The sequence below is a fragment of the Pedobacter gandavensis genome (assembly GCF_032678465.1).
GTDB classification, from domain to species: Bacteria; Bacteroidota; Bacteroidia; order Sphingobacteriales; family Sphingobacteriaceae; genus Pedobacter; species Pedobacter gandavensis_B.
In genome coordinates, this window is sequence record NZ_JAVTSK010000006.1 from 305,196 (window position 1) to 331,286 (window position 26,091).

General features: G+C 39.8%; 23 protein-coding genes. 10 read left to right on the top strand and 13 right to left on the bottom strand.

Going from position 1 to position 26,091, the window contains the following annotated elements; genetic code table 11:
- Positions 1–43 precede the first annotated feature (43 nt).
- Positions 44–1,426, top strand: coding sequence for an MATE family efflux transporter (locus tag R2Q94_RS13380; protein ID WP_316821970.1), 1,383 nt, complete (start codon positions 44–46; stop codon positions 1,424–1,426).
- Positions 1,427–1,503: 77 nt separating this feature from the next.
- Here R2Q94_RS13380 and mgtE read toward each other — a convergent pair whose 3' ends face one another.
- Genes mgtE through R2Q94_RS13395 form a run of 3 tightly spaced genes read right to left on the bottom strand, consistent with a single transcriptional unit; the run spans position 1,504 to position 4,605 of the window.
- The gene (gene mgtE, locus R2Q94_RS13385; RefSeq protein WP_316821971.1) at positions 1,504–2,853 is read right to left on the bottom strand and encodes a magnesium transporter; all 1,350 of its coding nucleotides are present in this window, start codon (positions 2,851–2,853) and stop codon (positions 1,504–1,506) included.
- Between the two features lie 27 nt (positions 2,854–2,880).
- Positions 2,881–3,999 (bottom strand): magnesium/cobalt transporter CorA, encoded by a 1,119-nt coding sequence (gene corA / locus R2Q94_RS13390; RefSeq protein ID WP_316821972.1) that lies wholly within the window; start codon positions 3,997–3,999, stop codon positions 2,881–2,883.
- A complete protein-coding gene (locus R2Q94_RS13395; protein ID WP_316821973.1) occupies positions 4,000–4,605 on the bottom strand; it encodes a WbqC family protein in 606 nt (201 codons plus the stop codon). It abuts the gene before it with no gap.
- Positions 4,606–4,643: 38 nt separating this feature from the next.
- Here R2Q94_RS13395 and R2Q94_RS13400 point away from each other — a divergent pair, with 38 nt between their 5' ends.
- Positions 4,644–5,525, top strand: a complete 882-nt coding sequence (locus R2Q94_RS13400) for a lysophospholipid acyltransferase family protein (RefSeq protein ID WP_316821974.1) — start codon at positions 4,644–4,646, stop codon at positions 5,523–5,525.
- Positions 5,522–6,547, top strand: a complete 1,026-nt coding sequence (locus R2Q94_RS13405) for a glycosyltransferase family 2 protein (RefSeq protein ID WP_316821975.1) — start codon at positions 5,522–5,524, stop codon at positions 6,545–6,547. The genes R2Q94_RS13400 and R2Q94_RS13405 overlap by 4 nt, the downstream gene beginning before the upstream one ends.
- A gap of 82 nt (positions 6,548–6,629) precedes the next feature.
- Here R2Q94_RS13405 and R2Q94_RS13410 read toward each other — a convergent pair whose 3' ends face one another.
- On the bottom strand, positions 6,630–7,589 hold the full coding sequence (locus R2Q94_RS13410) for a M20/M25/M40 family metallo-hydrolase (protein ID WP_316821976.1): 960 nt from the start codon (positions 7,587–7,589) through the stop codon (positions 6,630–6,632).
- Positions 7,590–7,596: 7 nt separating this feature from the next.
- The gene (gene aroQ / locus R2Q94_RS13415) at positions 7,597–8,016 is read right to left on the bottom strand and encodes a type II 3-dehydroquinate dehydratase (protein WP_316821977.1); all 420 of its coding nucleotides are present in this window, start codon (positions 8,014–8,016) and stop codon (positions 7,597–7,599) included.
- Between the two features lie 44 nt (positions 8,017–8,060).
- On the opposite strand from aroQ, the gene xerD reads away from it, so the two are divergent.
- On the top strand, positions 8,061–8,960 hold the full coding sequence (xerD, locus tag R2Q94_RS13420; RefSeq protein ID WP_316821978.1) for a site-specific tyrosine recombinase XerD: 900 nt from the start codon (positions 8,061–8,063) through the stop codon (positions 8,958–8,960).
- Here the strand turns inward: xerD and prmC are convergent.
- A complete protein-coding gene (prmC, locus tag R2Q94_RS13425; protein ID WP_316821979.1) occupies positions 8,957–9,793 on the bottom strand; it encodes a peptide chain release factor N(5)-glutamine methyltransferase in 837 nt (278 codons plus the stop codon). The two genes, xerD and prmC, sit on opposite strands and share 4 nt — an antisense overlap.
- Positions 9,794–9,841: 48 nt before the next feature.
- On the opposite strand from prmC, the gene ribD reads away from it, so the two are divergent.
- The 3 genes from ribD to R2Q94_RS13440 are packed head-to-tail and all read left to right on the top strand — an operon-like array spanning position 9,842 to position 12,367.
- A complete protein-coding gene (gene ribD / locus R2Q94_RS13430) occupies positions 9,842–10,900 on the top strand; it encodes a bifunctional diaminohydroxyphosphoribosylaminopyrimidine deaminase/5-amino-6-(5-phosphoribosylamino)uracil reductase RibD (RefSeq protein WP_316821980.1) in 1,059 nt (352 codons plus the stop codon).
- On the top strand, positions 10,897–11,763 hold the full coding sequence (locus R2Q94_RS13435) for an EamA family transporter (RefSeq protein ID WP_316821981.1): 867 nt from the start codon (positions 10,897–10,899) through the stop codon (positions 11,761–11,763). The genes ribD and R2Q94_RS13435 overlap by 4 nt, the downstream gene beginning before the upstream one ends.
- Positions 11,753–12,367 carry a YigZ family protein gene (locus tag R2Q94_RS13440; protein ID WP_316821982.1) on the top strand — a complete coding sequence of 205 codons (615 nt, stop codon included), beginning with the start codon at positions 11,753–11,755 and terminating at the stop codon, positions 12,365–12,367. Before R2Q94_RS13435 ends, R2Q94_RS13440 begins: the two co-directional genes overlap by 11 nt.
- Before the next feature lie 111 nt (positions 12,368–12,478).
- Here the strand turns inward: R2Q94_RS13440 and R2Q94_RS13445 are convergent, their stop codons facing one another.
- From R2Q94_RS13445 to corA (R2Q94_RS13470), 6 genes are all read right to left on the bottom strand, one after another.
- On the bottom strand, positions 12,479–13,840 hold the full coding sequence (locus R2Q94_RS13445) for a RagB/SusD family nutrient uptake outer membrane protein (RefSeq protein ID WP_316821983.1): 1,362 nt from the start codon (positions 13,838–13,840) through the stop codon (positions 12,479–12,481).
- 10 nt (positions 13,841–13,850) lie between these two features.
- On the bottom strand, positions 13,851–17,147 hold the full coding sequence (locus tag R2Q94_RS13450; protein ID WP_316821984.1) for a TonB-dependent receptor: 3,297 nt from the start codon (positions 17,145–17,147) through the stop codon (positions 13,851–13,853).
- A gap of 88 nt (positions 17,148–17,235) precedes the next feature.
- Positions 17,236–18,270: a FecR family protein gene (locus R2Q94_RS13455; protein WP_316821985.1), complete on the bottom strand. Its 1,035-nt coding sequence runs from the start codon at positions 18,268–18,270 to the stop codon at positions 17,236–17,238.
- A gap of 54 nt (positions 18,271–18,324) precedes the next feature.
- The gene (locus R2Q94_RS13460; protein WP_316821986.1) at positions 18,325–18,873 is read right to left on the bottom strand and encodes an RNA polymerase sigma factor; all 549 of its coding nucleotides are present in this window, start codon (positions 18,871–18,873) and stop codon (positions 18,325–18,327) included.
- 83 nt (positions 18,874–18,956) lie between these two features.
- Positions 18,957–20,432 carry a LuxR C-terminal-related transcriptional regulator gene (locus tag R2Q94_RS13465; RefSeq protein WP_316821987.1) on the bottom strand — a complete coding sequence of 492 codons (1,476 nt, stop codon included), beginning with the start codon at positions 20,430–20,432 and terminating at the stop codon, positions 18,957–18,959.
- A 436-nt stretch (positions 20,433–20,868) separates the two neighbouring features.
- Positions 20,869–21,759, bottom strand: a complete 891-nt coding sequence (corA, locus tag R2Q94_RS13470) for a magnesium/cobalt transporter CorA (RefSeq protein ID WP_316821988.1) — start codon at positions 21,757–21,759, stop codon at positions 20,869–20,871.
- A gap of 376 nt (positions 21,760–22,135) precedes the next feature.
- Between corA (R2Q94_RS13470) and R2Q94_RS13475 the strand changes: the two genes are divergently transcribed.
- A complete protein-coding gene (locus R2Q94_RS13475; RefSeq protein ID WP_316821989.1) occupies positions 22,136–23,002 on the top strand; it encodes a DUF6266 family protein in 867 nt (288 codons plus the stop codon).
- Position 23,003: 1 nt separating this feature from the next.
- On the opposite strand, the gene R2Q94_RS13480 is transcribed toward R2Q94_RS13475, so the two are convergent.
- Positions 23,004–24,608, bottom strand: coding sequence for an ABC-F family ATP-binding cassette domain-containing protein (locus tag R2Q94_RS13480; protein WP_316821990.1), 1,605 nt, complete (start codon positions 24,606–24,608; stop codon positions 23,004–23,006).
- 202 nt (positions 24,609–24,810) lie between these two features.
- Here R2Q94_RS13480 and R2Q94_RS13485 point away from each other — a divergent pair, with 202 nt between their 5' ends.
- On the top strand, positions 24,811–25,683 hold the full coding sequence (locus tag R2Q94_RS13485; RefSeq protein ID WP_316821991.1) for a nucleoside phosphorylase: 873 nt from the start codon (positions 24,811–24,813) through the stop codon (positions 25,681–25,683).
- Between the two features lie 58 nt (positions 25,684–25,741).
- Positions 25,742–26,062, top strand: coding sequence for a hypothetical protein (locus R2Q94_RS13490; protein WP_316821992.1), 321 nt, complete (start codon positions 25,742–25,744; stop codon positions 26,060–26,062).
- The last annotated feature ends 29 nt before the right edge of the window (positions 26,063–26,091 follow it).

Genomic DNA, 26,091 nt, shown 5'->3' on the forward strand with positions numbered 1-26,091 from the left:
GATCATGTAAAATAATTTCATCTTCAAAAATTTGAGGATAGAAATGTCGACTTTTGTAGCAATGCTACAAACACTTTATTCAAAATATAAACCTTATTACTCAGACAACCTGCGTTTGGCCATGCCGATTGTAGTGTCGCAGTTGGGACACACACTTGTTCATTTAGCCGACAGTGTAATTGTAGGGCATTTTGCCGGAACCATTCAGTTGGCGGCAGTTTCCCTGGTCAACAGCCTTTTTATGCTCATTCTGGTCATCGGAATGGGGATTTCCTACGGACTAACGCCATTAATGGCTCAGGAAAACGGCCGTAAGAATTACGATGAATGCGGAAAATTGTTGTCAAACAGCTTAATCATTAATATCCTTACCTCTATTTTACTATATGGTTTCGTGCACCTTGGAACTTTACTGGTGATTGATCACCTGGGGCAATCTCCTGAAGTAGTGGCTTATGCCAAACCTTATCTTGGTTACCTGGCTATTTCCATCATTCCATTAATGATCTTCCAAACCTTTAAGCAATTTGCGGAAGGCCTGGGGTTTACTAAACAAGCCATGTTTGTGTCGATCTGGGGAAATCTCCTGAATATCATTTTAGGAATTGTCCTTGTAAAAGGAATGTTCGGCATCACGCCTATGGGGGTCAAAGGTGTCGGGATCAGCACCCTGGTAGACCGTACACTAATGGCCATTGTAATGTCCATTTATGTATTAAAATCCAAGTACTTTAAGGAATACATAAAGAGCTTTAAAGTCAGTTTTTTTGATAAAGTCAGGGCTTTGAAAATCATTAAAATTGGTGCTCCCGTAGCCTTACAATACTCTTTTGAAATCAGTGCTTTCAGTGGTGCTGCAATCCTGATAGGTACCATTGGCGCCGTTGAACAAGCTGCCCATCAGGTGGCTATAAACCTAGCCTCTGTCACCTATATGATGGCCAGTGGTATTGCTTCTGCAGCCACCATTAAAACCGGGAATAACTTTGGGAAGAAGAACTTCCTGGACCTCAGACAGTCGGCTATTGCCAGTTATCATGTCATCATTTTATTTATGAGCATTACGGCAATTTTGTTTATTGTAGCCAACAATTTGCTGCCCTTCATTTACACAGAAGATACAGCCGTAATTGGTATCGCAGCGCAACTGTTAATCATTGCCGGATTCTTCCAATTATTTGATGGCACACAGGTGGTCGGATTAGGTGTGCTAAGAGGAATTGGCGATGTCAATGTCCCTACATTCATCACCTTTGTTGCTTACTGGATCATTGGCATTCCACTGGGCTATTTATTGGGAATTCAACTCGAAATGGGCGTAAACGGAATCTGGTATGGTCTTACATTTGGTTTATTAACGGCTTCTATATTGCTATTCCTTAGGTTTCAGAATAAAACCAGGGCATTAAATGCTACGCTTACCTAATACGCGCAATTCTACATAAAAAAACTCCTGTGGTTCAAACCATCAGGAGTTTTTTTTATGTCTGATTTAAACTGATGTTACAGCAAAAGCTTGCTGGCTAGTCCGAGTAATAATAAAAATCCAAAAACGTCAGTAAATGTGGTGATGATAATCGAAGAAGCGATCGCGGGATCGATTCCAACTCTTTTCAGGATTAGAGGAATACCTGCTCCAGTTACCCCGGCAATCAGTAGATTCCCAGTCATCGCTAAAAAGATCACCAGCCCTAACAATGGGTTGCTATCAAAAAATATGGCGAAGATAAAAACAATCAAACCAGTCACCGCACCATTGATCAATCCTACTGTAAACTCTTTTAATACCGTCCGATAAGCCTGGTTATCAGTTAAGTCATATAAGGAAATCCTTCTTACAGTTACCGCCAGGGCCTGTGTTGCGGCATTTCCACCCATACCCGCAATAATGGTCATATATGCGGAAAGTACCGCAATTTTTTCAATTGTAGAGCCGAAATGCCTCACTACCGCTGAAGCTAGAAATGCAGTTCCAAGATTTAAGATCAACCATGGTAATCGGGATTTTACCGCTTCCAGCCAGTTACCGCTTAGTTCCTCATCCTCAGAAACCCCTGAAATTTTCAGAATATCCTCAGTATTTTCATCTTCCAAAACGTCAATTACGTCATCAAAAGTTACACGCCCCAGCAGCCTCATGTCATTGTCGACCACCGGAATACTGGTAATGTTGTATTGTGAAATCAATCTGGCTACCTCTTCCTGGTCTGTATCTGGTGTCACCCAGGCCACTTCAGCCTTCACTAATTCTGTAATATGTACGTTTCCTTTTGCTTTAATGATGTCTTTCAAAGACACGATTCCCTGAAACACATTATCGTCATCAATCACAAAAATGGTATAGAATTCTTCGATTTCTTCACTCTGACGGATAATCTCATCAATAGCATCCTTCTTAGTCAGGTTCAGATTCACACGAATAAACTCGGTGTTCATTAAACCACCTGCCGTCTTCTCATCGTAACTTAGTAAATTACGAATATTGGAGGCGTCATCTTCACTTAAATCTTCAAGGATTTCCTTTTGCTCATGCTCTTCCAGCTGGGAAATGATATCTGTAGCATCATCATAATCCAACTCTTCCACGATTTCCGTTCTCTTATCCGGGTGCAGTTGCAATAGCAATTCTTCCGGATGGGATTCCTCGTGCATCTCAGAAATTACTTCTGAAGCAATCTCTACTGGCAAAAGGTTAATGATGCGTTGGCGATCTTCTTTTGTGATGCTTTCGAATAGAATGGCTATTTCTGAGGCATGATACTCCGATAGAATAACTTTAAGTTGTTCATCATCACTATTTAAGGCGTTTTTTAATTTAGAAACGTCTGTTTTGTCCAGGTCGAAGGATTGCATCTATTGCCAAAGTTACAATAATCATGCTTATTTAAACCATCCCTTACGCCAGAAATATATGATTTGTAATACTGCAATTGCTGCCATAACCAGCATCGTATACACATAGCCATTCGCCTGATAAAGCTCTGGCATGTTCTGAGGCAACAGTTTACCGCTGACCGGATCTACATTAGCAAAGTTCATCCCGTAGATTCCTGCAATGAAAGTTAAAGGAATAAAAATAGAAGAAATGATGGTCAGCACCTTCATAATTTCATTCATCCGGTTGCTGATGATCGACAAATACATGTCTATATTACTTGCAGAAATCTCTTTTAAAGACTCCACAATATCAATGATCTGAATGCAATGATCGTAAGCATCCCGGATATACATTTTAGTCTGATCAGTTACCAAATGGCTGTCACTACGAAGGATATCGTTCAATTTATCCCGTTCCGGCCAGGCCACCCTTCTGATATTGATCAGGTTTCTTTTGATCAATTGTGTATCAAACATGACCGATTTATCCGGTTTATCGAATAACCGATCTTCGATATTGTCTAATTCATCGCCCCAGGTGCCAAGAATTTCGAAATAGGTATCAATAATAATGTCCATCAGGGCATACATCAAGTAACTACTGCCACCTAGACGGATGTTACCCTTCCCTATCTTAAGTCGGGAGCGAACAGGATCCAGACAGTCTTCATAATTTTCCTGAAAAGTGAACAAGGCGTTATCCGTAAGCAGGAAAGAGTACTGTTGATTCTCCAAATTCTGGTTTTCATCCAGTTGCAACATCCTGCTCACTGCAAAAACGTAATGGTCATACTCTTCCTGTTTCGGTCGCTGGTAAGTTCTGGTAATGTCTTCCAGAATCAGTTTATTGACCTCAAAATCCCTGCTTAAGGTTTCAAACAAAGCCAAAGAATTAAAGCCTTTAATCTCTACCCAAAAAGTACAGCTTTTATCCTTTAATAAGGATTTCAAGGTACTGATGTCATATAAATCCCTGACATCATAAGTTTCCGCATTATAGCGGTATAGCTTGATGACCGGCTTTAAGGCCTTTGGATCAATATAAATCATCCCCGGACTAGATCCGGCATGTGGTAGCGCTAAATGCTGTCGTTTCTTTTTGTGCTTTGCTGTTTTAGCCATTTAAAAATAGGATTTCGATTGCGGACCCTGATTAAACAACAAGTCCACGATACTTAAGTTTGGCTTGAAGCCCTGCCTGTCGTCAAAGACTTGAAAGTACGGTTTGAATTCGCCTTCTGGTTTTTTAAATACCGATTTGGAACGGAAATCAAGTTCCACAGGTACCTGATCCAGGTATTCATTCGTCAGTTCATACTTGGCGGTAATTTTCAATTGCTTGAACAACCACTCCATGATTTCCTGATTATAATCAAAAAGTGAATCAAATTTCTGGTGATAAAATCTGGAAAACTCATCCTCGTAGTACTCAAAATAGGCGGAATTTCGGTAACAACTCTCCAGGCTTTTCCAATGTAAGCGTTGCCAGTTAAAATCATTGCTGATTTTTACATCTTTCATTTTGGTATGTACCTCCTTACCACGAATCACAGGAACAATTAAATCTAAACTGCCATTCGGTGAATAGATGGTTGCACGGTTTCTGAATGTCTGTTTTGGGAAATGCTCCTCTTTTTCCAATAAAAACTCATTTCCAAAACGTTTCAATTCTTTGAAAAAACTTACTGGGGGAAGATAAAAAAGGGGAAATATAGCTAAACTTTGCATCTGTTATTTTATGTTTGCATTCTTAATCCGCCAAAATAATGATAAAAAAAAGCTTTTCTCACATAGGAGTAGTTTTTTTAAGCTTTTTCTCTCTTCTACCTACCCAGTTTTTATACATAATCTCTGCATTCTGTTACTATATCCTATATTATTTAGTAGGTTATAGAAAAAAAGTTGTACGTGAAAATCTGGTTAATTCTTTTCCGGAAAAAAGTATAAAAGAAATCATTCATATAGAAAAAAGATTTTTTCGCTACTTTGCTGATTTAGCGGTGGAAGTGATAAAAATGTCTTCGATTTCTGAAAAAGAGGTTTTAAAACGCGTCAAATTCAAAAACCTGCATCTGGTGGAAGCCCATTTTAACAAAGGAGAAAGCGTATTGGCCTGCACCGGTCATTATGGCAATTGGGAATGGGGAATGCTGGCACTAGGCCTCCAACTCTCCAAAACTTCCTACGTGATTTATAAACCACTCAACAATAAAATTTTCGACAACTGGTTCCTCAAAATGAGAAGTAAATATGGTAATGTTTGTGTGCCTATGCGACAAACCTTACGTATGTTGACCAGTAAAAAGGATGAACCTAGCATGTTCTGTTTTGCCAGTGACCAAAGTCCGGTTCGTGGGGAAGCGCATTATTGGCTAAACTTCCTGAATCAAGATACTTCTGCTTTACTGGGCCTGGAAAAAATTGCATTGCAAACCAACAGACCGATCTTTTACTTCAAATTGACCTACCTGAAAAGAGGTTATTATGAAGTAGAATGCGTTCCAATTTGTCCGGTGCCAAAAGAAACTAAGGAACATGAAATTACCGATACCCATTTCAGATTCCTGGAAAAAATTATTAATGAAGATCCATCTTACTGGCTGTGGAGCCATAGACGATGGAAAACAAAACGAGAATACGCATCATGACAACAGCAAGTGTAGCAGTAGTGATTTTAAATTGGAATGGAAAAACACTCCTGGAAAGGTTTTTGCCGAGCGTTGTACAATCCTCCTATCCTAATCTACAAATTATCGTAGGCGATAATGCCTCAACAGATGGCTCCGTCGCATTTGTTTCTGAAAACTATCCAAATATCCAGATCATTGAAAATGATCATAATTATGGTTTTGCCGGAGGTTACAACAAAGTACTGGAGCAAGTTGAGGCCGATTATTTTGTATTACTGAATTCGGATCTTGAAGTCCCTGAAAACTGGATTCAACCAGTTATCGATCTTATGGAAAATGATTGGGAAATCGCGGCTGCACAGCCAAAAATCAAGTGGCAAAAAGACAAGACTAAATTTGAATATGCAGGAGCTGCCGGGGGCTACCTCGATCTCCATTGCCTTCCCTTCTGTAGAGGACGATTATTTGATACCGTAGAGGATGACCATGGTCAATACAACGACGTAAAAGAGATTTTTTGGGCAAGCGGGGCTGCATTATTTGTTAAAAGTGAATGCTGGAAAATATCCGGTGGACTAGACACTGACTTTTTTGCGCATATGGAAGAAATCGACCTCTGCTGGCGTTTAAAGAATCTGGGCTACAAAATCATGTATTGCCCGGATGCAGAAGTTTACCACCTGGGTGGAGGAACTTTAAATGCTGATAATCCATATAAAACGTATTTAAACTTCAGAAATAACCTGATCATCATGCAGAAAAACCTGCCCTTATCAGATGCTTATTTTAGGATTTTCATCCGCTTTTTTATCGATTTTGTCGCATTGCTGAATTTTGTAGCAAAAGGAAAATTAGACTCCGCAATGTCGATTAGTAAAGCACATTTTCATTTCCTGCAAAAATTATCCATCAATGGGAAGAAAAGAGCAAAACACCAGATTCCTTACCATAAACACGCAGGATATTACTCTTCAAGCATAATTTATGCCTATTTTATCAAGAAAATAAGGTTCTTTAATGATTTGGGCATTAAGAACTAAGCCCTCAGCCTATCGGATCTGTAAAAAGAAAGCCTGTACAATTTAATGTACAGGCTTTCTTTTTACAGGCTAAGCGCTTTGCTTACTTTTTTTCAGGAACAAAAACAATTGGGCCCGGTCTGTTTGCAACGGTCGTCAAAGCTTTATAAATATAATCACAAACCAATTTTTCCCCCGGAACATTAATCAGCCTTCTGTCGTCTTCCGGAGTATGATATTGGGGATGTCCACCAGTATGAAATCCCAATACCGGGATGTTTTTCTTGTAGAAGGATACATGGTCAGAACCGCCTACATCGTAATGGTTGACAAAAGGATGAACACCAATTTCAGGACCTAGTTTGGTCAGTAATTCTACTCCACCATCAAATGTTGCAGCACCTCCCATATACAAATGCTTTTCTGTATTCATCCTACCCACCATATCCATATTGATCATCAGTTTAATCTGTGCTAATGGAACCAGTGGATTTTCGGTAAAGTACCTGGATCCCAATAAACCTTGTTCTTCCGCACCAAAAGCAATGACCATCACACTACGTTTCAGGGATGCTTTATTGGCGACCAGCTTTTCCGCAATCTCCAATAGTGCTGCAGTTCCACTTGCATTGTCGTCTGCCCCCAAATGAATCCCTACAGTATCAGGTTTTTTAGAAGATGCCCCTCCCATTCCAAGATGGTCATAATGTGCTCCAATTACAATAAACTCCTGCTTCAAAACCGGATCAGAACCTTCTATATAACCGATCACATTTTGAGTTTTCACATATGGCGTATCCGTAACTCCTTTTTTAACCCGCATTTTTGCAGTAAATTCCTGGATATAAGTTCCATTATATGGTGCAACTCCTGATTTTTTGAATTGCTTAACGATATAATTTACGGCTTTTTTGTTTTCAGCCGTTCCTGGAAAACGTCCTTTCATTTGCGGAGCTGCCAATGTCCAGATGTGTTCTTTGATTTCCTTTTCAGTGATGTCCGCCTGCGCGAATGCAGATGCGCAGATCGCTACGCATGCCGCAGATAAAAGAACTTTTTTCATTACAGATTTAGCTTTTCAAAAAACTCTCTATCGCTAAACGGTAGCCATCCAGACCAAAACCTGTCAGCACTCCTTTACAGTTTTTTCCGGTTAAGGATACATGTCTGTACTCTTCCCGGGCATAGATATTTGATACATGCACCTCTATTACCGGAGTCTTAATAGAAGCAATTGCATCTGCCAATGCTACAGAAGTATGCGTATAGCCACCTGCATTGATCACAACCCCATCATATTCAAAACCAACTTCATGTAATTTATTGATCAGTTCACCTTCCACATTACTTTGGTAGTAATCGATATGTAGGATGCTGTACATGCTTCTCAATTGCGTGATATATTCATCAAAACCTAAATTTCCATAAATTCCTGGCTCCCGAATACCTAAAAGGTTTAAATTTGGGCCGTTAATAATTTGTATCTTCATTAGCTCAAACTTAAAGCTAAAAACTTACAGTAGAAAATTTTTGTGTGATTAATAACCCTTATTTACCCTCGTTTAAAGCCTATTTAAAACTGGAACGCTCGCTATCCGGGAACTCCGTTGCAGCCTATCTAAATGATGTTCAGAAACTGTTTCAATATTTTGAAGCTGTAGAAGAGTCTCCGGCTGTAAAAGAAATCAGCAGTACTGATCTAAAAAAGTTCATCAGCTGGATCAATGAGCTCGGCATGTTGCCCAGCACTCAGGCAAGGGTAATCTCCGGATTAAAATCCTTTTTCAGCTTCCTGATGCTGGAACAAATCATTACAGTAGATCCTTCAGCCTTGTTGGAAACTCCCAGATTAGGAAAAAAACTTCCTGATGTATTGAACATTGAGGAAATCAATGGCTTGCTCGAAGCTATTGATGCTTCCAGGCCTGAAGGTATGAGAAATAAGGCCATTATTGAGCTATTGTATGGCTGTGGACTTCGTGTATCAGAATTGACCAATATCAAAATCTCCAATATCTTTTATGATAGTGAATTCATTAGGATCGTAGGAAAAGGAAATAAAGAGCGGATCATTCCAATTGGAGCTACCGCGCTTAAGTATATTAAAATTTACCTGGAACACAGCCGCGTTCATGTCCCTATCAAAAAAGGATATGAAGATTATATCTTTTTGAATCGTAGAGGTACAGGCTTATCAAGAATTTCTGTGTTTACCATTATTAAAGAGCTCGCACTGGCTTCAGGCTTAAAGAAAAGTATTAGTCCACATACCTTCCGCCATTCCTTTGCAACGCATCTGATTGAAGGTGGTGCCGACCTACGGGCTGTGCAGGAAATGTTGGGCCATTCAAGCATCACCACCACAGAAATTTACACCCACCTGGATAGAGCTTACCTGAAAGAGGTGATCACCGGATTTCATCCCAGAAGTTAAATTCTGGCTAGAATCATCCGAGGTTTACCTTGCATATCATTTCTTAAGCTGATGTCAGTAAAGCCTTTATGCTTTAACATCTGAATGGTTTCTTTTGATAAGTACTCATTTATCTCAAAAAATAATTCACCATGCTCATTTAAATGCTTCATCGCAAAATCGGCAATGGCTTCATAGAAAAGTAAAGGCTTTTCATCCGGAACAAATAATGCCAGATGAGGCTCATGTGCCAATACATTCTGATGCATTTCAGCCATTTCTGTACCTGTGATGTAAGGTGGATTGCTTACAATAATGTCGTATTTTCCGTCGATTTTCAGATTTAAAATATCAGCATGAATAAAATTCACATCAGTTTCTAATCGCAAGGCATTTTCTGTGGCCAGTAATAAAGCTTGTTCAGAAATATCTACAGCAGTTACCGAAGCTGCTTTGCTATGCTTTTTCAGGCTGATTGCGATACAACCACTTCCAGTTCCAAAGTCTATTACATTTTTATTCTCCAGATCAGAAGCCAGAATCCAATCCACGAGTTCCTCGGTTTCCGGTCTCGGAATCAACACTGCTTCATTTACTTTAAAGAAGGAACCATAAAAAAAAGCTTCTCCTAAGAGATACTGAATAGGTTTCTGCTCCCCTAAACCCTTCAGAATTTTCAGGAACTGCTGCTCTGCTTCCAGACTCGTTTCTTTATCCCAATTCATCATCAGGCAGCTCCTACTGAGCCCAAGTAAATGTTCTACACAAACAGAGAAAATCGACTTAACTTCCTCTTCCTCATAAACATCTTTTAATTCTGTCTTAAAATGGGCTAATAACTGGCTTAAATTCATGCCCTGCAAAAGTAAGTAAATCGAACAATATACCTTACTTTTGCTTCAATGGCCGACGAATTATATATAAAAAGATGTTTGGAGCTTGCTATTCTTGGCGCTGGAAAGGTTAGTCCAAACCCAATGGTAGGTTGTGTAATTGTAGCTGATGGACTGATTATTGGTGAAGGTTATCATCAAAAAATTGGGGAAGCGCATGCTGAAGTAAACGCCATCAAAGCAGTATTTTCCAAATATGGCGAGCTAAAAGCAGCTGCACTACTCAAAAAAGCAACCGCCTATGTGAGTCTGGAACCATGTGCACATTTTGGAAAAACTCCTCCCTGCGCAGACCTGCTGATTAAACATCAATTGAAAAGAGTGGTGATTGGAAATCGAGATCCATTTGCTGCAGTAGATGGTAAAGGCATCACTAAATTAAAGAATGCGGGCATCAATGTGGTTTCAGGTGTACTCGACGAAGAATGTGCCTATTTAAACCGGCGTTTCTTTACCAGAATTCGTCAACAAAGACCTTACATCATTTTAAAGTGGGCTGAAACTGCTAACGGCTATTTTGCTCCTGTAGGGAATGTACAAAAATGGATCAGTGGCCCATTGGCTAAACGACTCGTTCATAAATGGAGAACTGAAGAAGATGCAGTGCTTGTGGGTAAAACAACGGCTATGGTCGACAATCCTCAATTGAATGCACGTGAATGGCCTGGCAGAAGCCCGATCAGAATCATTATCGACCGTAAGCTGGAAATCCCAACTACACATCACATTTACAATAACGAAGTTAAAACCATTATATTCAACGAAGTAAAGACTGATGTTATTGGGGCGCTGCATTATATTCAAATGGAAGATATGTCCTTTTACCTTCCTCAAAAAATTGCCTTCCAACTGTATTTAATGGACATACAATCGGTAATTATAGATGGTGGAGCACAATTGTTCAATCAGTTTATTGAAGGTGGATTATGGGACGAAGCACGTGTATTTACAGCTAAACACTCCTGGTCGGATGGAATTCCTGCACCAAGAATCGGTAAGCCTATGACTGCTCAATATCAAATCGGCAACGATCAGTTGTCCATTTACCAAAATCACAACAAAGCATGATCTATTTAATCATCAGTATTTTTTGCAGTGTTACCGTTGCAGTTCTTTTAAAACTTGCACGCAGGTATAAAATCAATGTGTTACAAGCGATTACCTGGAATTATCTCTTTGCAATTGCCCTGAGTTTCATTTTTTTTAAACCTTCCATTGCCGAATTAACAAATGCAAAGCTATCGCCGGTTTATCTCTGTCTTGGTGTCTTGTTACCCCTTGTTTTTTGGTTTCTTGGTGCTTCCATCAGAAACATCGGAATTGCCAGAACAGACATTGCACAACGATTGTCTTTGTTTATTTCTATCCTTGCGGCTTATTTTCTGTTTGGTGATCAGTTCAATACCTTAAAAATCCTGGGCCTGTGTTTTGGATTTACCGCCATTATCTTCACCCTTTACCGCAAATCAGCAAGCCTAACCACTGGAGGAAACTGGATTTATCCATTACTCGTATTCTTTGGTTTTGGAATTATTGACATTCTTTTTAAGCAGATTGCACAAATTAAAGACCTGGCCTACACCAGTTCTTTAATCCTGACTTTCGCCATTTCCTTTGTCATATCTCTCCTCAGCATCTTGTACCTCGCGGTTGTTAAACAGCAGAAACTGGAACTGGTTAATTTTGCCTGTGGTGCTGTTCTTGGTTTTTTCAATTTTGGTAACATTCTTTTTTACCTGAAAGCGCATCGCGAAATGGCTGATCATCCGTCTACCGTATTTGCAGCAATGAATATCGGTGTGATCATTCTAGGGACCCTTGTAGGGGTGTTTTTATTCAAAGAAAAGCTGAATAAACTCAACTATCTTGGATTAGCACTGGCCTTAATCGCGATCATTTTAATTACTTTATCACAGTTTCATGCTATTTGACGATACTTATAAAACCATAACTGCCCCGGTTCAAGGACTATTCAAAGACCGTGGCAGTAAGTTTATTGCATTTGCTTACCCCATTCGTTCTGAAGATGAAGTAAAGCCTATACTCGCACAATTGCGTGCTGAACACGGCAAAGCCCGACATTTCTGCTGGGCCCTCAGACTAAGTCCGGATCGTTCTGTGTTTAGAATCCAGGACGATGGAGAGCCTTCCGGAACCGCAGGCCGGCCAATTCTAAATGCACTGCTTTCTGCCGATTTAACCAATATCCTTATCGTGGTAGTCCGTTATTTTGGAGGAACATTACTGGGAGTTCCTGGTTTAATAAACGCCTATAAATCAGCCGCAATTGAAGCCATTGAAACTGCAGAAATCGTAGAAAAAACGGTAAATGATGTATATGAACTGCGCTTCGATTACCTCAGCATGAACGATGTAATGCGCTTGTTTAAAGAAGAGCAACTTCAGATCCTATCTCAGGAATTCGACAACTCCTGTACCATAAAATTTGAAGTTAGAAAAGCTCAACTCAATCAGGTGTTAGGAAAGATCGAGAAAATCGATGGTATAAAACTCAGCTATCTGCAGACCATTTAAAAACAAAAAGTAAAGTAATTTCATCATTGAGCCACATTCAAAACCGGCATCTTCAAAATAGCGCTAATGAATTAGCCTGGATTAAAGATGCCGGTCAGAAATTAAAACGAATTAATAACCATCATTCTGATAGCCACTTTTATTGATGATGTTGTCAATCTCTACCTGAGGAACCGGATAAAGACTTCTAAATGCTGGAATCCCTGGGAAAATCACACTCATTTGATTCGTTCTCACAATATCAAACCAGCGATCTGCCTCTAAAGCCAATTCCAGCCGTCTTTCTAAATATACTGCCGTTCTGAATTCAGACGTAGAAGTCAACAACAAGGCTGTTTTTAAACTAGCGTTCGCGTTGCTACGGACGGCATTTAGGGCTTTAAAAGCTTCTGTATTTCCGTAGGACGTTTCGTTTAAAGCCTCTGCATACATTAATAGAACATCAGTGGTACGCAATATCGGAAAATCACCACTGGTCTCATTGTTTACTTGTGGGGAGTTAAACTTCCCAGGGCGACCACCTGTTCCTGTCGCAGCCACTAAAGCCCGACGGTTATCTTCAGTTTCATATAATGATTGAGGGATGCTGATGATATTCGTATTGTTGTTATTTCTGTAACGGTTATCCTGATTCACAAATTCTCTAACTCCACCCATTAAATATTGGACCGCAAAAATGATATCCTTACTTGTCTTTAGGTTGTCAGGAAAAGTCAGGTTCTGCGGTACAGTTGCTATGGTCGTTCCATTATAAATCGCGGCTACAACGGGTTGTAAAGTAGTTGCCACCAGATCATACCTCTTCTGATAAAGATAGACCTTGCCTAACAAAGCGGTTGCGGCAAAATTAGTGGCTCTCCCACGCTGCGCAGCTGCCCAGGTTGCAGGAAGTTTTACTGCAGCATCTTTTAAATCATCAATCACCTGCTGGTAAACCTGAGCAGTAGTTGCGCGGGTATTTTGTCTGGCTTCTTCGGTTTTTTGAACCTTCAAAACCAATGGAACATTGCCCCAAATCCGAACCAGGTTAAAGTAACTCAGGGCCCTGATAAACTTCGCCTGTCCAATGATCTGACTTTTGGTATTTTCATTCATGGAAATACCAGCAGCACGGTCTAAAATGATATTACAGCGATAAATGGCCTTATAATGCCCCATCCAACTGGCAGAAATAATACTGTTGGCGGAGGTTTCAGAAAATACTTCAATCTGGTTGCGGACACCAGCTCCTGAACCCGGATCATTATCAATCAGGTTATCCCCGCGAAGCTCAGCTAAAGTCAGGAAATTGTTACCATACAAACTGTCCGTCTGTAAAGCATCGTAACAAGTCACCAATCCACCCTGTAATCCTTTTTCATCCACATAAAATGTCTCTTCAGTGTAGGAATCCAATGGTTTTAAGTCTAAAAATTTCTTGCATGATGTGGCAGAAATCATTAAACCACAAATTAATATGATATATTTTTTCATCTTTCTAGTATTATAATGTGATGTTAATGCCTATTGATGTTGTTTTTGCTGTTGGATAAACGCCATAATCTTCTCCATTTGTGGTGGCATCGCTTCTGTTAGTCACCTCAGGATTATAGCCGGTATATTTGGTGAAAGTGAATGGATTTAGCATCGCTACATATACCCTAACCTTTGTTAAAGCTAATTTTTTGACTAGATTTTCAGGTAAAGTATAGCCAACTGCGATGTTACGGATACGCAAATAAGATCCATCTTCAATGTGCCAGGTTGAAGTAGTACCATTACTCCCTTTCGCCGCACGGTTGGCCCTCACATCCCGACCACTTCCCGGGTCACTTTCAGATTTCCAACGATCCAATGAGCTGATCATGTTGTTCATATTTCCTTCTTTATTCGCAAAATACCTGCGGGAAAGGTTCAGAATTTGATTGCCATAAACTCCTTGCATCGCAACATTCAAATCAATTCCCTTATACTCCAATGAGGTTGCAAAACCGTAAGTAAACTTGGGTAGGTAATTCCCAACAATCTCTCTGTCTTTTGTGAGATCAATCACGCCATCACCATCCACATCTTTGAATTTAAAATCTCCTGGCTTAGAAGTATTCACATCATAATTCCCCTGAGTATCTGTATAATGAGGATACGCATCCAGTTCCGCCTGATTTTTGAATACACCAAGCACTACTGGTAAGTAATAAGAACCAATCGGCTCCCCAACTCTTGTGATAAAATAAGCATTGGCAACTGAACCAGTTTTAATGATATCTGCATTACCGGGACCCAGTTCCACTACTTTATTGACGTTCTTAGAGAAATTTCCATTTGCAGTCCATTTTAAAGCAGCAAATTGTTGCTGCGTGCCTAGATTGATATCAATCCCTTTATTATTCACTTTACCTATGTTTTTCAACTCGGTCGCAAAGCCTGTAGAAATAGGAACCGGCACATCCAACAACAGATTATTCGTATTACTATTATAAACATCAACAGACAATGTCAGTTGGTTTTTGAAAAAAGCTGCATCAAAACCAAGGTTTAACTGTGCTGTTTTTTCCCACTGCAGATCGTCATTAGGTTTATAAATTGGTGCAGCACCATTCACAACTGCTGGAGGTGTACCACCAAATACATATCCATAATTGTTCATCGCCCCCTGGGCGGCATAATTAGGTATGTTAAAATTACCCGTTAAACCATAACTGGCTCTCAGTTTCAAATCTGATATGGTCTCTGAGTCTTTAAGAAAATCCTCTTCAGACATTCTCCATCCCAATGATGCAGATGGGAAATACCCCCATTTATTGTTCTTTCCAAATTTAGAGGAACCATCTGCCCTCATCGAACCGGTAAACAAGTATTTCCCTTTATAACTGTACTGTAACCTGGCAATTCCGGAGGCTAGGGCCCATTGTGTGCGGGTAGCAGTACCATTGGTCACCAAACCGGCCTTAATAAACTCTACCTGATCACTGATAAACCCTTTAGAAGCGAAAGCGTAATTACCGCTCAAATCATCTTTTTGGGTAGAGAAGCCCAATAAAGCATTGATACTATGGTCGCCAATTGTTTTCGTGTAATTTAAAGTCTGCTCCAACAACCAATTCGTTTCTTTGATGGTTCTGGAAGAACCTGTAGCCTCCGAAAGTGGATTTCCAGCGGTATTAGACTGAGGAAAAATAGAAGGTCTGAAAATATCTTCAGCGCTATTAAACAGGTCGATTCCCAACTTAATCCTATATTTTAAATCTTTGGTAAAATCAGCTTCTAAAAAGGCACTTCCGGTCATCCTGGTTGCAGCTACATCATCTTTTTGAAGCATCGCAAGTGCGACTGGATTCCAGGCTTGTGTTTCCCCGTTCCCGGTCTCATTTTTATTATCGGGACGCGTGGTAATTGTACCGGCACTCCAGGAGTTCTGGTCAAAATTATAACTGCCATCAGCGTTGTAAACCGGGAAAATTGGCGAGTAATGAAGCGCTGATGCGACAATACCCCCGCCATTAGAATTGTAAGCACCATTCGCATTTACTTTTCTTTCATTGATCACAGAAGGACTAAAATTCATCCCATATTTAACTGCTCCTTTTTTACCTTCCAGGTTAATTCTTCCAGTATAACGCTTGAAACCGCTATTTAAAATGATCCCATCCTGATTAAAATATTCCAGGGAGCCATAATATTTCATCAGCTCTGAGCCGCCAGCAGCCGAAACGGAATGGTTTTGAATCGGTGCTGTTCTGAAAATTTCATCCTGCCAGTCCGTATTTGTTAAGCCTTGCTGACCTGCTAAGTAAGGCAAAACTTCTAAAGGCATCACCGTATTGGTATTATTACCCGTATTAAATAAGCGGATTCCGTTGTTATCATTTACACTGTAAGGCACCAATGGTAAACCTTTATCCGCATATTTCCTATTATTGGCTTCCATCACATCTACGTAAGAGTTATTTCTGGATTCCAACACCATTTGTGCATACTGATAGGCATCCATCATTTTGATTTTATGCGCAAGCGTTTGCCAGCCTGTATAGCTGTTTACATTAATGGTAGTAAGCCCGTTCTTTCCTTGCTTAGTCGTGATCAGGACTACCCCATTGGAACCCCTTGAACCATAGATAGCAGCAGATGAAGCATCCTTCAGTACCTCTATCGAAGCAATATCGTTCGTGTTTAAAGTATTGATATTGTCGTTGGAGATCGGTACTCCATCAATTACATACAGTGGATTTGAGCCCGCGGTAATTGTGCCCACACCTCTCACCTTAATGTTCAATGCGCCACCAGGAGCACCTGAACCTTGCGAAACCTGTACCCCAGCCATCTTCCCAACCATTGCTTCAGCCGCATTACTTATGGGTTGGTTTTCGATGTCTGCGGCCTTGATGCTGGCAATAGAAGTGGTCACATCTTTCTTCTTCTGGCTACCGTAGCCTACCACTACCACATCTGATAAGTTGTTGGCACTTGGATTTAACTGGATCATTAAGGTAGCCTGTTCCCCAGGTTTTAACACATAATTACTGATGGTTTTCGTCTCATAACCGATATAAGAAGCGCTAATGCTATAGGGAACACCGGCAGATAGCCCCTTTACGGAAAACTTCCCTTCTGAGTTCACCATGATCCCCTTCTTTTCATTGGTTTTGGTGTTCAATAACAGTACAGAAGCCCCAAGCAAGGGCTGCCCGCTCTCATCTTTTACAACCCCTGTAATCTCCGACGAAGTCTGAGCCCAGGTCTTTGCCGATACTGATATCATCAGCAGGCAACAGCACAAGTGTCTAGTAAATTTTCTAAGCATAGTTTATTAATTTGATTGGTTTTAGGCAAAAGGAATCCCATTCCCGCTATAAAAGCGGGTCAGGGCAAGAAATAATAGAGATTTGGATTTACTTTCTAATCAGATAACCCTCGGTTGTTTTTATGTGGTTTAGTTTATTTAGTTCGGCAATTTCTCCAAGTATGGTTGCTATCGGTTCTGTTAGTTTTATACTTCCTGTGAACGACATTTCCGACAGCTCAGCACGGTCGTAGTTAATGTTCACTTTATAATGTTTTTCCAGTTGATCAAAAACATCCACTAAGGAAGCCTGCTGGAAATTCAGCTCCATAACCGGACGCAGCGTTTTAGTCAGCAATGTTCTGCTTTCTGAAACCCTGAACTTGTTCTTTTGGCTATTGTAAACCAATTCATTTCCAGGTAGCAAAACTTCCTTAAATGCAGGGATACGGGCAATAGAGTCGATATTTTTAACCAATACTTTTCCCGTATGTAGCTCTATTTTAATGAACTTGCTTTTGTTTAAAGCAGTAACGGTAAATGAAGTTCCCAATGCTGTAGTAGAAATCCCTTTCGCGTAAACTACAAAAGGATGATTTTTATCTTTTGCAACGTCAAAAAAGCTTTTTCCATTTAAGAACACTTCCCGTTGATTGCTCACAAATGGAATGGCATATCGCAATTCCGCGCCTGGAAACAATTTAACGGTAGAACCGTCTGGCAGATTCATCAGTTGTTGCTGGTCTGTATAATTCACAAATGATTTCCAATTGATCGGATTGCTCTTTTTAGTTTTTAAGCCCTGGTTGCCTGCCAGTTCTACTCCTGATTTTCCTGAATTCAAATTCGGAAGATGCATGAGCCCAACAGATATTGTGATCAAAAAGATTGCTGCAGCTGATATGATTTTAAGCCATTTTAACTGATAAGTTTTGCCAGTAGTCTGTTTTTTTACCAGCTTAAACATCTCCTCAGATTTTAATTCATCAAGTTCAGCCTCCTGGCTTTCATCCCATTCCGCTTTGTTCAACAAATGATCTGGCAAGTCTTCGACTTCATTTAAATAATTCCATACCAGAAGTTTTTCTTCCGGGCTGCATTGTCCTTTAAAATATTTATCCAACAGTTGTTTAGAGACGCTCATACTACCAATACGATTCAATTGAGGCTAAACCCGTAACGGAATAAAAATATTTTTTTAAGGAAGGAATTTTGTCAGCATGATGAGTACCGGAACATAAGCATAACCATCCAGCTGCTTCATGGCCAGAGAAATGTGCTTTTCTACAGTTCGGGGAGAAATAGACAGTTGTTCGGAGATTTCCTTATAGGAATACCCTTGAAGGCGATTTAAAATGAAAACCTTTTTACGCGTTGGAGGCAAAACGCTTAAGGCTACTTCCAATTGCTGGTTGATTTCAAATTTTTGATGTTGATCTGCAGCTTGATCAGAAACACTATGGTAATAGCGTTTAAGGTTTCGATCGTCGTTGCTCAATTTTTTGAAGTAGTCTAATAAGGTAGTTCTGGCAATGCGAAACAATTGAACATCCAGTTCATGTTCTTCTGAAAGGGTATGTTTGAAATTCCATAGCTTAATAAAGGCCAATTGCGTAAGCTCCTGCGCAATGTCTATATCATTCGTCTTCTTCAGAAAAAAGGCATAGACCTTTCTGTGAGATAGCTTGAATACCATCTCAAAAGATTCGTGGTTGCCATTTTTTAATTCAGGGATATAGGTTAACATCAGGACACAAAACTATTATATACATATTAGCCAAAACTAAATATAGTGTTAATTCTGATTAAACAATGTGACCTGGAAGTGGCTTAAGCGAAGGTGTTCAACTTCTCTTTAATTCTTACTGCCTGTGTTCTGTTTTTTACATCCAGTTTAACGTATAAATTACTGATGTGGTACTTGATAGTATTCAGGGAAATGAATAATTTATCTGCCAGCTCCTGATTACTTAAACCATCCCAGATTCCTTCCAAGACCTCCGCTTCCCGTTCGGTAAGCTGAAAATCAGCTTTTAACACCTGTAAAGTAGAAAGATCATTGCGATTTGGATGGTTGGGGATATCTGGTTTAGAGGCTACTGTTGCAGTTTCTTTTACCGTAAACAAATACTTATTGATCTCCAACCTAAAGCGCTCATTCTCTTCTTGTAATGCTCTAACTTTAAAAGTAATCGCAAAGCCAATGGCAATAATTTCAAAGGCACTAACCATCCTTAAGGCATCCATGTCAAATCCAGAAAGCCATGGCAAACCAACATTCATATTGAGTACAAAACCTACACCAAAGATCACGATGACTCCAAAAGTGAGCACTAAAAATCTGGCATAAACATCCTTTTTAAATCTGGAAACGGCTATACCAATTGGAATTGCTGCACTTAAAAAGCTGAGTAAATCAATAATTGGCAGAAATCCATTCCATTTGAAAATTGTAAATAAGACTAAATTTAGCAACGCAAGTCCCATTACCGGACCTACATATCGCCAGTAATTTTTGTGGGTATCTCTAAGATCTAAGAAATAATAAGCAAATATACAGGCAAATCCTGCGGTTATTGGTACGGTATAGACCAATAAGTTAGTTAAAACAAGTTGTCCGGACGACAAATAATAAAACATCCCATCCTCATAGAAGAACTCCACAAACACGCCAAGTTGTAAAAAGCAGTACGCAAGGAATCGTTTGTCTTTAAAAATAAGATAAAAGACCACATTAAACAGGATCGACATCATTCCAAGTCCATAGTAAAAGCCAATTCTAAATAGGCGTTTCCCCTCCTTTTCATTAAAAGATGGTGTATCCATGAGCACCAAAGGCAGTTGTTTTAATAGGGCATCCGAACTTCGGATATAATATGTAGTACTATCAGTTTGAAAATTAAACTGATCATATCTCACCAGATTCATTTCCTCTTTTACCGGATATAGCTGTCCATTGTTAAAGGTGTACAACTTTGTTTGATGAAGATGTATCGAAGAGATCTGAAGAGTCAGCGCCTGGTTTAACTGATCTTTATGCAGTTTTCCTTTTAACCAAAAATACATCTGCTCCTTTTGGGCTTTGGCACCTCGTTTTTGATCTCCCTCCAACACTTCCTGTGTGGCCAAACTAAATGAAGGATCTTTTTTCAGAGGTGTAAACTGGAGATTTGAAATTTCTTTTTCTAAAAATTTTATCCTGTCATGCCCTTGACCATTCGCAGAAAAAACCAGAGAAGAAAGCAACAACATAACAATGAACTGCTGATAAAAAAAACGGGATCGGATAAACTGGAGGTAATTCATTAACATTAAAAGAGATAATATGAACGCTAAAATTAGCAATTTCCCAGTATTCTGTAGGCAATAAACCCGGAGAGATTTGTGTGACTTTAAGAAAGTAAGGACATTTCCCAAAATGAAATAAAATCATTTTGATCAGTACTCTGGAAAGAGGAAAATCATAAACAACTATACCTTAAATAGATACAACATAGCCATCTTTTATCCTACCCGGATGGGTAGGTAGAAAAATGACTGTATTTTTTTAAACCTACCCCTATGGGTGGGAAATTTAAAGCTAAGGAAGCATAAGTTTGTCGGAGATCCCGTTAAGAAATAAACCAAAAAAACCAGCAGTATGATATAGCGATTCATACTGGTTCGATATAGCAACAATGAAACAGTTCAGCTGTCAAATCAATTGGAGCCTCTCAAGCCGGCAGCGTCGCTGCTGCCGGCATCATAACCATTGTTTTCTTTTGAACCAGAAATAAATGGCTACAGTAACCACCACCATTAGGGCCAATACACCAGGATACCCCATTCTCCATTGCAATTCTGGCATAAAATCAAAGTTCATTCCATAAATTCCAACAATAAAAGTGAGGGGCATAAAGAATACAGAAAAGATAGTCAGCACCCGCATGATTTCATTTGTTTTCTGTGAAGAAGCAGAAAAATAAATGGCCAGCAACTGATGGATATTTTCAGCAAGTGCATCCAGCATGCTCTGATGTTTAACATATAAATCTCGGGTATCTCTTGTGTTTACATTTCCTTCCTTGGCATCTAATGCATCAATAATATCAAAAGATAGGATCAACATTCTTTTCAAAAGGTCAATTTTTCTTTTCAAATAATAAAGTCCTTTCAGCAATGGTGCTTTCTTTGGTCTTAAGAATACAACTTCTTCATAGTAGTCGACCGATCGGGCTAATTTATTTAAAGGATCAGTGTAAGTATTTAAACAAGCATTGATCAGTAGATTCAATAGATCAAGGGTGTTATTGCATTTTTCATTTTTAATCAACTCCACTATTGGGGAGATTAAATCATGGGTTCTACGATGTACCGTAATCAGAAAATTACTGGAATAGAAAAAGGCGATTTTATGGGTAAGTTCCTGAACAGTGTCGGCCTCAGCAACACTATTCTGCGTGTGTATCCTGAAAATAATGAAAGCATAATCATCCATCCTTTCGTATTTTGGCAAGTGATCGGGTTGTAAACAGTCGTTCACCAATGCGGGATGTAATTTATATTTTTCAGCTATGCCAGACAGCTCCTCAGTTGTCGGATCAGTTAGGTCGATCCATTCGAATTTTTGATGCGTAGTAAAATTATTGATCATACATGATATCGTCAGATGATTAGTATCTTTAACATCTGACCTATCTCCATTGTTCTGATTTAATAAACCTTATGCGCTGCAGAAGTATTATAACTTCATTAAAGCTCGCACTTTCCAAATCAAATCTTAGTGATAAAAGTGGCTTCAAATATGATTTATTCCGATGAATGGATTGATTTGAACTATCGATCAACTGAGTTCGATAGCTGGAAACATCCACTTTATCTTCAATACATCTCCTATTAATGGTTAATTAATCCTTAATAGGTCTAATTGACCTTTTAAACATCATTTGAATATGAAGAGGAATTGAATTTAGGTTTCGTTTCAAACTTATTTACTATATTACATTCACTTACCGACAAACAATAACGCTATGGGAAATTTGCAAAACGGATTATTTGGTGGATTTGTAGGCCGGGTAGGCAATTTAGTAGGTTATATGCTGAATGGAAAGAACGTCATCAGGACGATTGGTCATACTGGGAAGCCCCTCAGTCCTGCGAGAAAAATCAATTGCGATCGCATGAAGATCATTAATGGTTTTCTACAACCCATCATTCCATTTCTTAAACTTGGGTTCAAATTAAAGGTACATGGAACCGATAGAAATTATTATAATGAAGCCGTTTCTTATAATAAAAAACATGCAGTAGCCGGCGAATATCCAAATGCCACAATGGATTATTCGAAAGCAAAGATCAGCATGGGCAGTTTATTAAAAGCAGAAAATCCACAAATTCAGGTCCTGGATACCGAAATTGAATTTAGCTGGGACGTACCTGCTGAACTGAGCTGGAGAAACAGAACAGACCGGGCAATGGTGTTACTTTGTTTCCCGGGGCATTCCGATGCAAGATATTGTCTGAGTGGCGCTCAAAGACAGGAAGGGAAGCATCGCATTCCTATCCCCCTTTACCTGTTAAATGAGAGAATAGAGGCTTACATTTCATTTATCAATGATGACGGCTCCGAAATCTCAGATAGTGTATATGCAGGTAGTATTGCCAAAAAAGAAGCCCTTCCTGAAGAAAAAGCAATTGATTCTGCTGATAACCAGGAGCCAATCGTTGCTCAGGGCATAAAAACCTCGAGGAAACGATCAGCTCAAGCTAAAACCAGTTCTAAAACCATACTTCAGTCCAAAAACAAAGTAAAGTTAAGATCGAAACTCCCGTCTTTTCCAGAAACGATCTCTTTAAGCCCCGATCATCCGGACCCGGATATTTCTGAATCCGATTAAATTATAAGTCAATCTCCTTCTCCACACCGATGTCCTGAAGGAAATGCAGGTCATGAGAAATTACAATTAACGTCCCTTTGTATTCATTAATAGCGGCGGTCAGGATCTCTACGTTTTGCATGTCCAGGTTATTGGTAGGCTCATCAAGAATAATTAAATCCGGGCTTTGATTGCCAATTGTTAGGACACAGAGGATTAATCGCATTTTTTCTCCGCCACTTAGCGCTGAACATGGCTTGTCCCATTGTGACTTATTAAAGAGAAATCTGTTTAAACGAAGCTTGATTTCATGTTCCTGTAACGTTCCGCTATTAAATTGCTGTGCCTGCTCATAAACACTCAGTTTAGTATCAATCATGGAATAATCCTGATCCACATAAATCGCATGGAAAGCCGTCCGAACGATGCTTCCTGAAAGCGGCGATAGTGCTCCTAACATGAGCTTGATTAGAGTGGTCTTTCCTGCCCCGTTTGAACCTTTAACCGCGAGACGATCACCGGTCCTGACCTGGAAATTCAGACCTCCCGCCCACAGTAAATCCGGTACTTTTCGTAATGGATGCTGATATCCATAATTGAGTTCTGCAGCGCTGAGCATTACTTTTCCACTATGGAGTCCTGAAGATTCCAAATCCATTTTCATGCTGTCCAATGCTGGTGCTCCTTTCCGCAGAAGAGCTAGTTCCTGAGCAATACCCTGCAATTTATCTGCCTGGACTCCTTTCAGTCGCGAGCTACTATGCTCTGCATGATTTCTCAAGGTGTTCATCATGATCGTTGGAAGACCAGCCTTTTCTTGTTTACGTTTTCCTCGCGCATCTAATTTCTGTTGCCTTTCCAGCGCTATCCGCTCCACTTCTTTGGCTTTCCGCAAAGCCTTTTCCTTGCTACGCAAACTCTGCTCGAAAGCTTCCTGCTCAATAGCGCGTTGCCCGGCATAGAACTCATAATTTCCGCCATAAGTGCTGATTCCGTCCGACTGCAGTACTAACGTTACATTCAGCAGATTTAACAATTCCCGGTCATGGCTCACGACCATCAGGCTTCCACGGTGCTGTTTGATTTCTTCATAGAGCAATAATCTGCCCTTGCTGTCCAGATGGTTGCTGGGTTCATCTAATAAAATAATCTCCGGTCGTTGAATCCGAATTCCAGCCAGGAATACCCTGGTTTTTTGGCCACCACTTAAGGCGTTCATCTTTTGTGATAAATCCAGACCGTCTAGCTGCCAATAGGCAAAGGCTTGCTGACATCGGGATTCGAAATCCCAGTCGTCATTCAACACATTTAAATTTTCTTCCGTCGCCTGTCCGTCCAGGATTTCCTGTAAAGCTTTTAATTTATCGCCAAGACCCAATACTTCCGCAACGCTCCTGTCGTTATATTCATCCAGCAATTGAGGGACATAATACGGTTTTGAGGCCATTTTAACGGTTCCTGCAACTGGTACTAGTTTGCCTGCTGAAATTTTTAGTATAGTAGATTTTCCAAGACCATTATTGCCAATTAAAGCAATCTTGTCGTTTGCATTCAGGCTAAGATTTAGCCCCTTGAACAGCACATCTTTATTGGGGTGCTGATAGGTAATATCATGAAGGTTAAGCATAAGATCCTTTCTTTTAAAAATGAATAATGACGTAAGCCAGTAATGGCTGCGTTTTATTTTCCTGAAAGAAATGAGATCCTACATGCGGTGTTTATGATTTATTTACGCCGACAAATATACGATTTCCATTGCAATTTTCTTCTGGATTTTGGCCATAAACTCCTTCGGGTTTCATAGGTTTGCAGTATCAATCGCCGTAATTATGGAAAACAAAATATCAGCAGCAGATTTAATCATCAATCCAGATGGCAGTATTTACCATCTTAACTTATTACCCGAAGACCTTGCACAAACCGTCATCACGGTAGGCGATCCTGATCGGGTATCGGAAATCACTAAACATTTTGATCGCATCGAGCTTAAAAAAGGAAAACGTGAATTTATCACCCACACCGGTTACCTGGGGAAAAGAAGAATTACGGTAATTTCAACCGGCATAGGAACGGATAACATTGATATTGTATTTAATGAATTGGATGCCCTGGTGAATATTGATTTTCAAAATAGAACTGTAAAAGAAAAGCTGACTTCATTGGACATCATCCGCATTGGAACCTCTGGCGCAATTCAGCCTGATTTGCCAATGGGTACAATTCTGGCTTCCTCTTTTGGTTTAGGCCTGGATGCACTCATGCAGTATTATGTTCATGAGCTTTCTGGAGAAGAACGTCCAATTTTGGAAGCATTTCATGCCCATTGTGCGCATATTAAAGGAATACATCCCTATTTAACGGCTGCTGATGACACTTTATTAAATACTATCGGTGCAGATATGGAGAAGGGAATTACGGTAACCGCACCAGGTTTTTATGCGCCTCAAGGCCGTCAGGTACGCGCTAAAAATGTCATTCCAAATTTCATATCCCTGCTAAATAGTTTTGAGCAGGGAAAACATCGGATTACAAATCTGGAAATGGAAACTGCAGGAATATATGCCCTAGCCAAAGTACTGGGGCACAAAGCACTATCTGTAAACGCAATACTCGCCAGCAGGGTAAATTTTGAATTCAGTAATGCTCCGGATAAAGTGGTAAATCGGGCCATCAGCATGGTGTTGGAGAAACTGAGTAATTAAAGATTTTCAAACAAAATACGCGTTGCTGTGTTCCATTGATAGATATAGAACGAATTTTATGTTTGAATTACTAAAAAATAAAATAGGCATTTTAGCCGCTACATCAATGTTAAGTGCCTACGATACAGAAGAATTAGATGCAGGAAAAAGATTTATTGCCATCCTTGCTGGTGCATATATCTTTTCAAAAGGAATCAAAGCGATTAAAAAACATCCCCTGATTGGGATTCAGGAGGCTGTGCTTGGTGGAGTTTTGTTATACACGGGTGCAGTAGGAATCAATAAGAAAATCATTAAAAAACCAAGAGAACATTCTGACATCAGAAGGAATCAAATACAGGGTAATGATCCAAGATCATCAGTCCCGGCTTTTGTTTAAAAAAAATACGGCCGGAACCTCCGGCCGTA

Coding starts and splice junctions, on each gene's coding strand:
- corA (WP_316821972.1), bottom strand. CDS start 3,999: ATGGCTAAAACAGCAAAGCACAAAAAGAAACGACAGCATTTAGCGCTA.
- R2Q94_RS13485 (WP_316821991.1), top strand. CDS start 24,811: ATGGAAAACAAAATATCAGCAGCAGATTTAATCATCAATCCAGATGGC.
- R2Q94_RS13445 (WP_316821983.1), bottom strand. CDS start 13,840: ATGAAAAAATATATCATATTAATTTGTGGTTTAATGATTTCTGCCACA.
- R2Q94_RS13455 (WP_316821985.1), bottom strand. CDS start 18,270: ATGAGCGTCTCTAAACAACTGTTGGATAAATATTTTAAAGGACAATGC.
- R2Q94_RS13410 (WP_316821976.1), bottom strand. CDS start 7,589: ATGAAAAAAGTTCTTTTATCTGCGGCATGCGTAGCGATCTGCGCATCT.
- R2Q94_RS13405 (WP_316821975.1), top strand. CDS start 5,522: ATGACAACAGCAAGTGTAGCAGTAGTGATTTTAAATTGGAATGGAAAA.
- R2Q94_RS13475 (WP_316821989.1), top strand. CDS start 22,136: ATGGGAAATTTGCAAAACGGATTATTTGGTGGATTTGTAGGCCGGGTA.
- R2Q94_RS13480 (WP_316821990.1), bottom strand. CDS start 24,608: ATGCTTAACCTTCATGATATTACCTATCAGCACCCCAATAAAGATGTG.
- aroQ (WP_316821977.1), bottom strand. CDS start 8,016: ATGAAGATACAAATTATTAACGGCCCAAATTTAAACCTTTTAGGTATT.
- R2Q94_RS13380 (WP_316821970.1), top strand. CDS start 44: ATGTCGACTTTTGTAGCAATGCTACAAACACTTTATTCAAAATATAAA.
- R2Q94_RS13400 (WP_316821974.1), top strand. CDS start 4,644: ATGATAAAAAAAAGCTTTTCTCACATAGGAGTAGTTTTTTTAAGCTTT.
- R2Q94_RS13465 (WP_316821987.1), bottom strand. CDS start 20,432: ATGAATTACCTCCAGTTTATCCGATCCCGTTTTTTTTATCAGCAGTTC.
- corA (WP_316821988.1), bottom strand. CDS start 21,759: ATGATCAATAATTTTACTACGCATCAAAAATTCGAATGGATCGACCTA.
- mgtE (WP_316821971.1), bottom strand. CDS start 2,853: ATGCAATCCTTCGACCTGGACAAAACAGACGTTTCTAAATTAAAAAAC.
- prmC (WP_316821979.1), bottom strand. CDS start 9,793: ATGAATTTAAGCCAGTTATTAGCCCATTTTAAGACAGAATTAAAAGAT.
- R2Q94_RS13460 (WP_316821986.1), bottom strand. CDS start 18,873: ATGTTAACCTATATCCCTGAATTAAAAAATGGCAACCACGAATCTTTT.
- R2Q94_RS13490 (WP_316821992.1), top strand. CDS start 25,742: ATGTTTGAATTACTAAAAAATAAAATAGGCATTTTAGCCGCTACATCA.
- ribD (WP_316821980.1), top strand. CDS start 9,842: ATGGCCGACGAATTATATATAAAAAGATGTTTGGAGCTTGCTATTCTT.
- R2Q94_RS13435 (WP_316821981.1), top strand. CDS start 10,897: ATGATCTATTTAATCATCAGTATTTTTTGCAGTGTTACCGTTGCAGTT.
- R2Q94_RS13440 (WP_316821982.1), top strand. CDS start 11,753: ATGCTATTTGACGATACTTATAAAACCATAACTGCCCCGGTTCAAGGA.
- R2Q94_RS13395 (WP_316821973.1), bottom strand. CDS start 4,605: ATGCAAAGTTTAGCTATATTTCCCCTTTTTTATCTTCCCCCAGTAAGT.
- R2Q94_RS13450 (WP_316821984.1), bottom strand. CDS start 17,147: ATGCTTAGAAAATTTACTAGACACTTGTGCTGTTGCCTGCTGATGATA.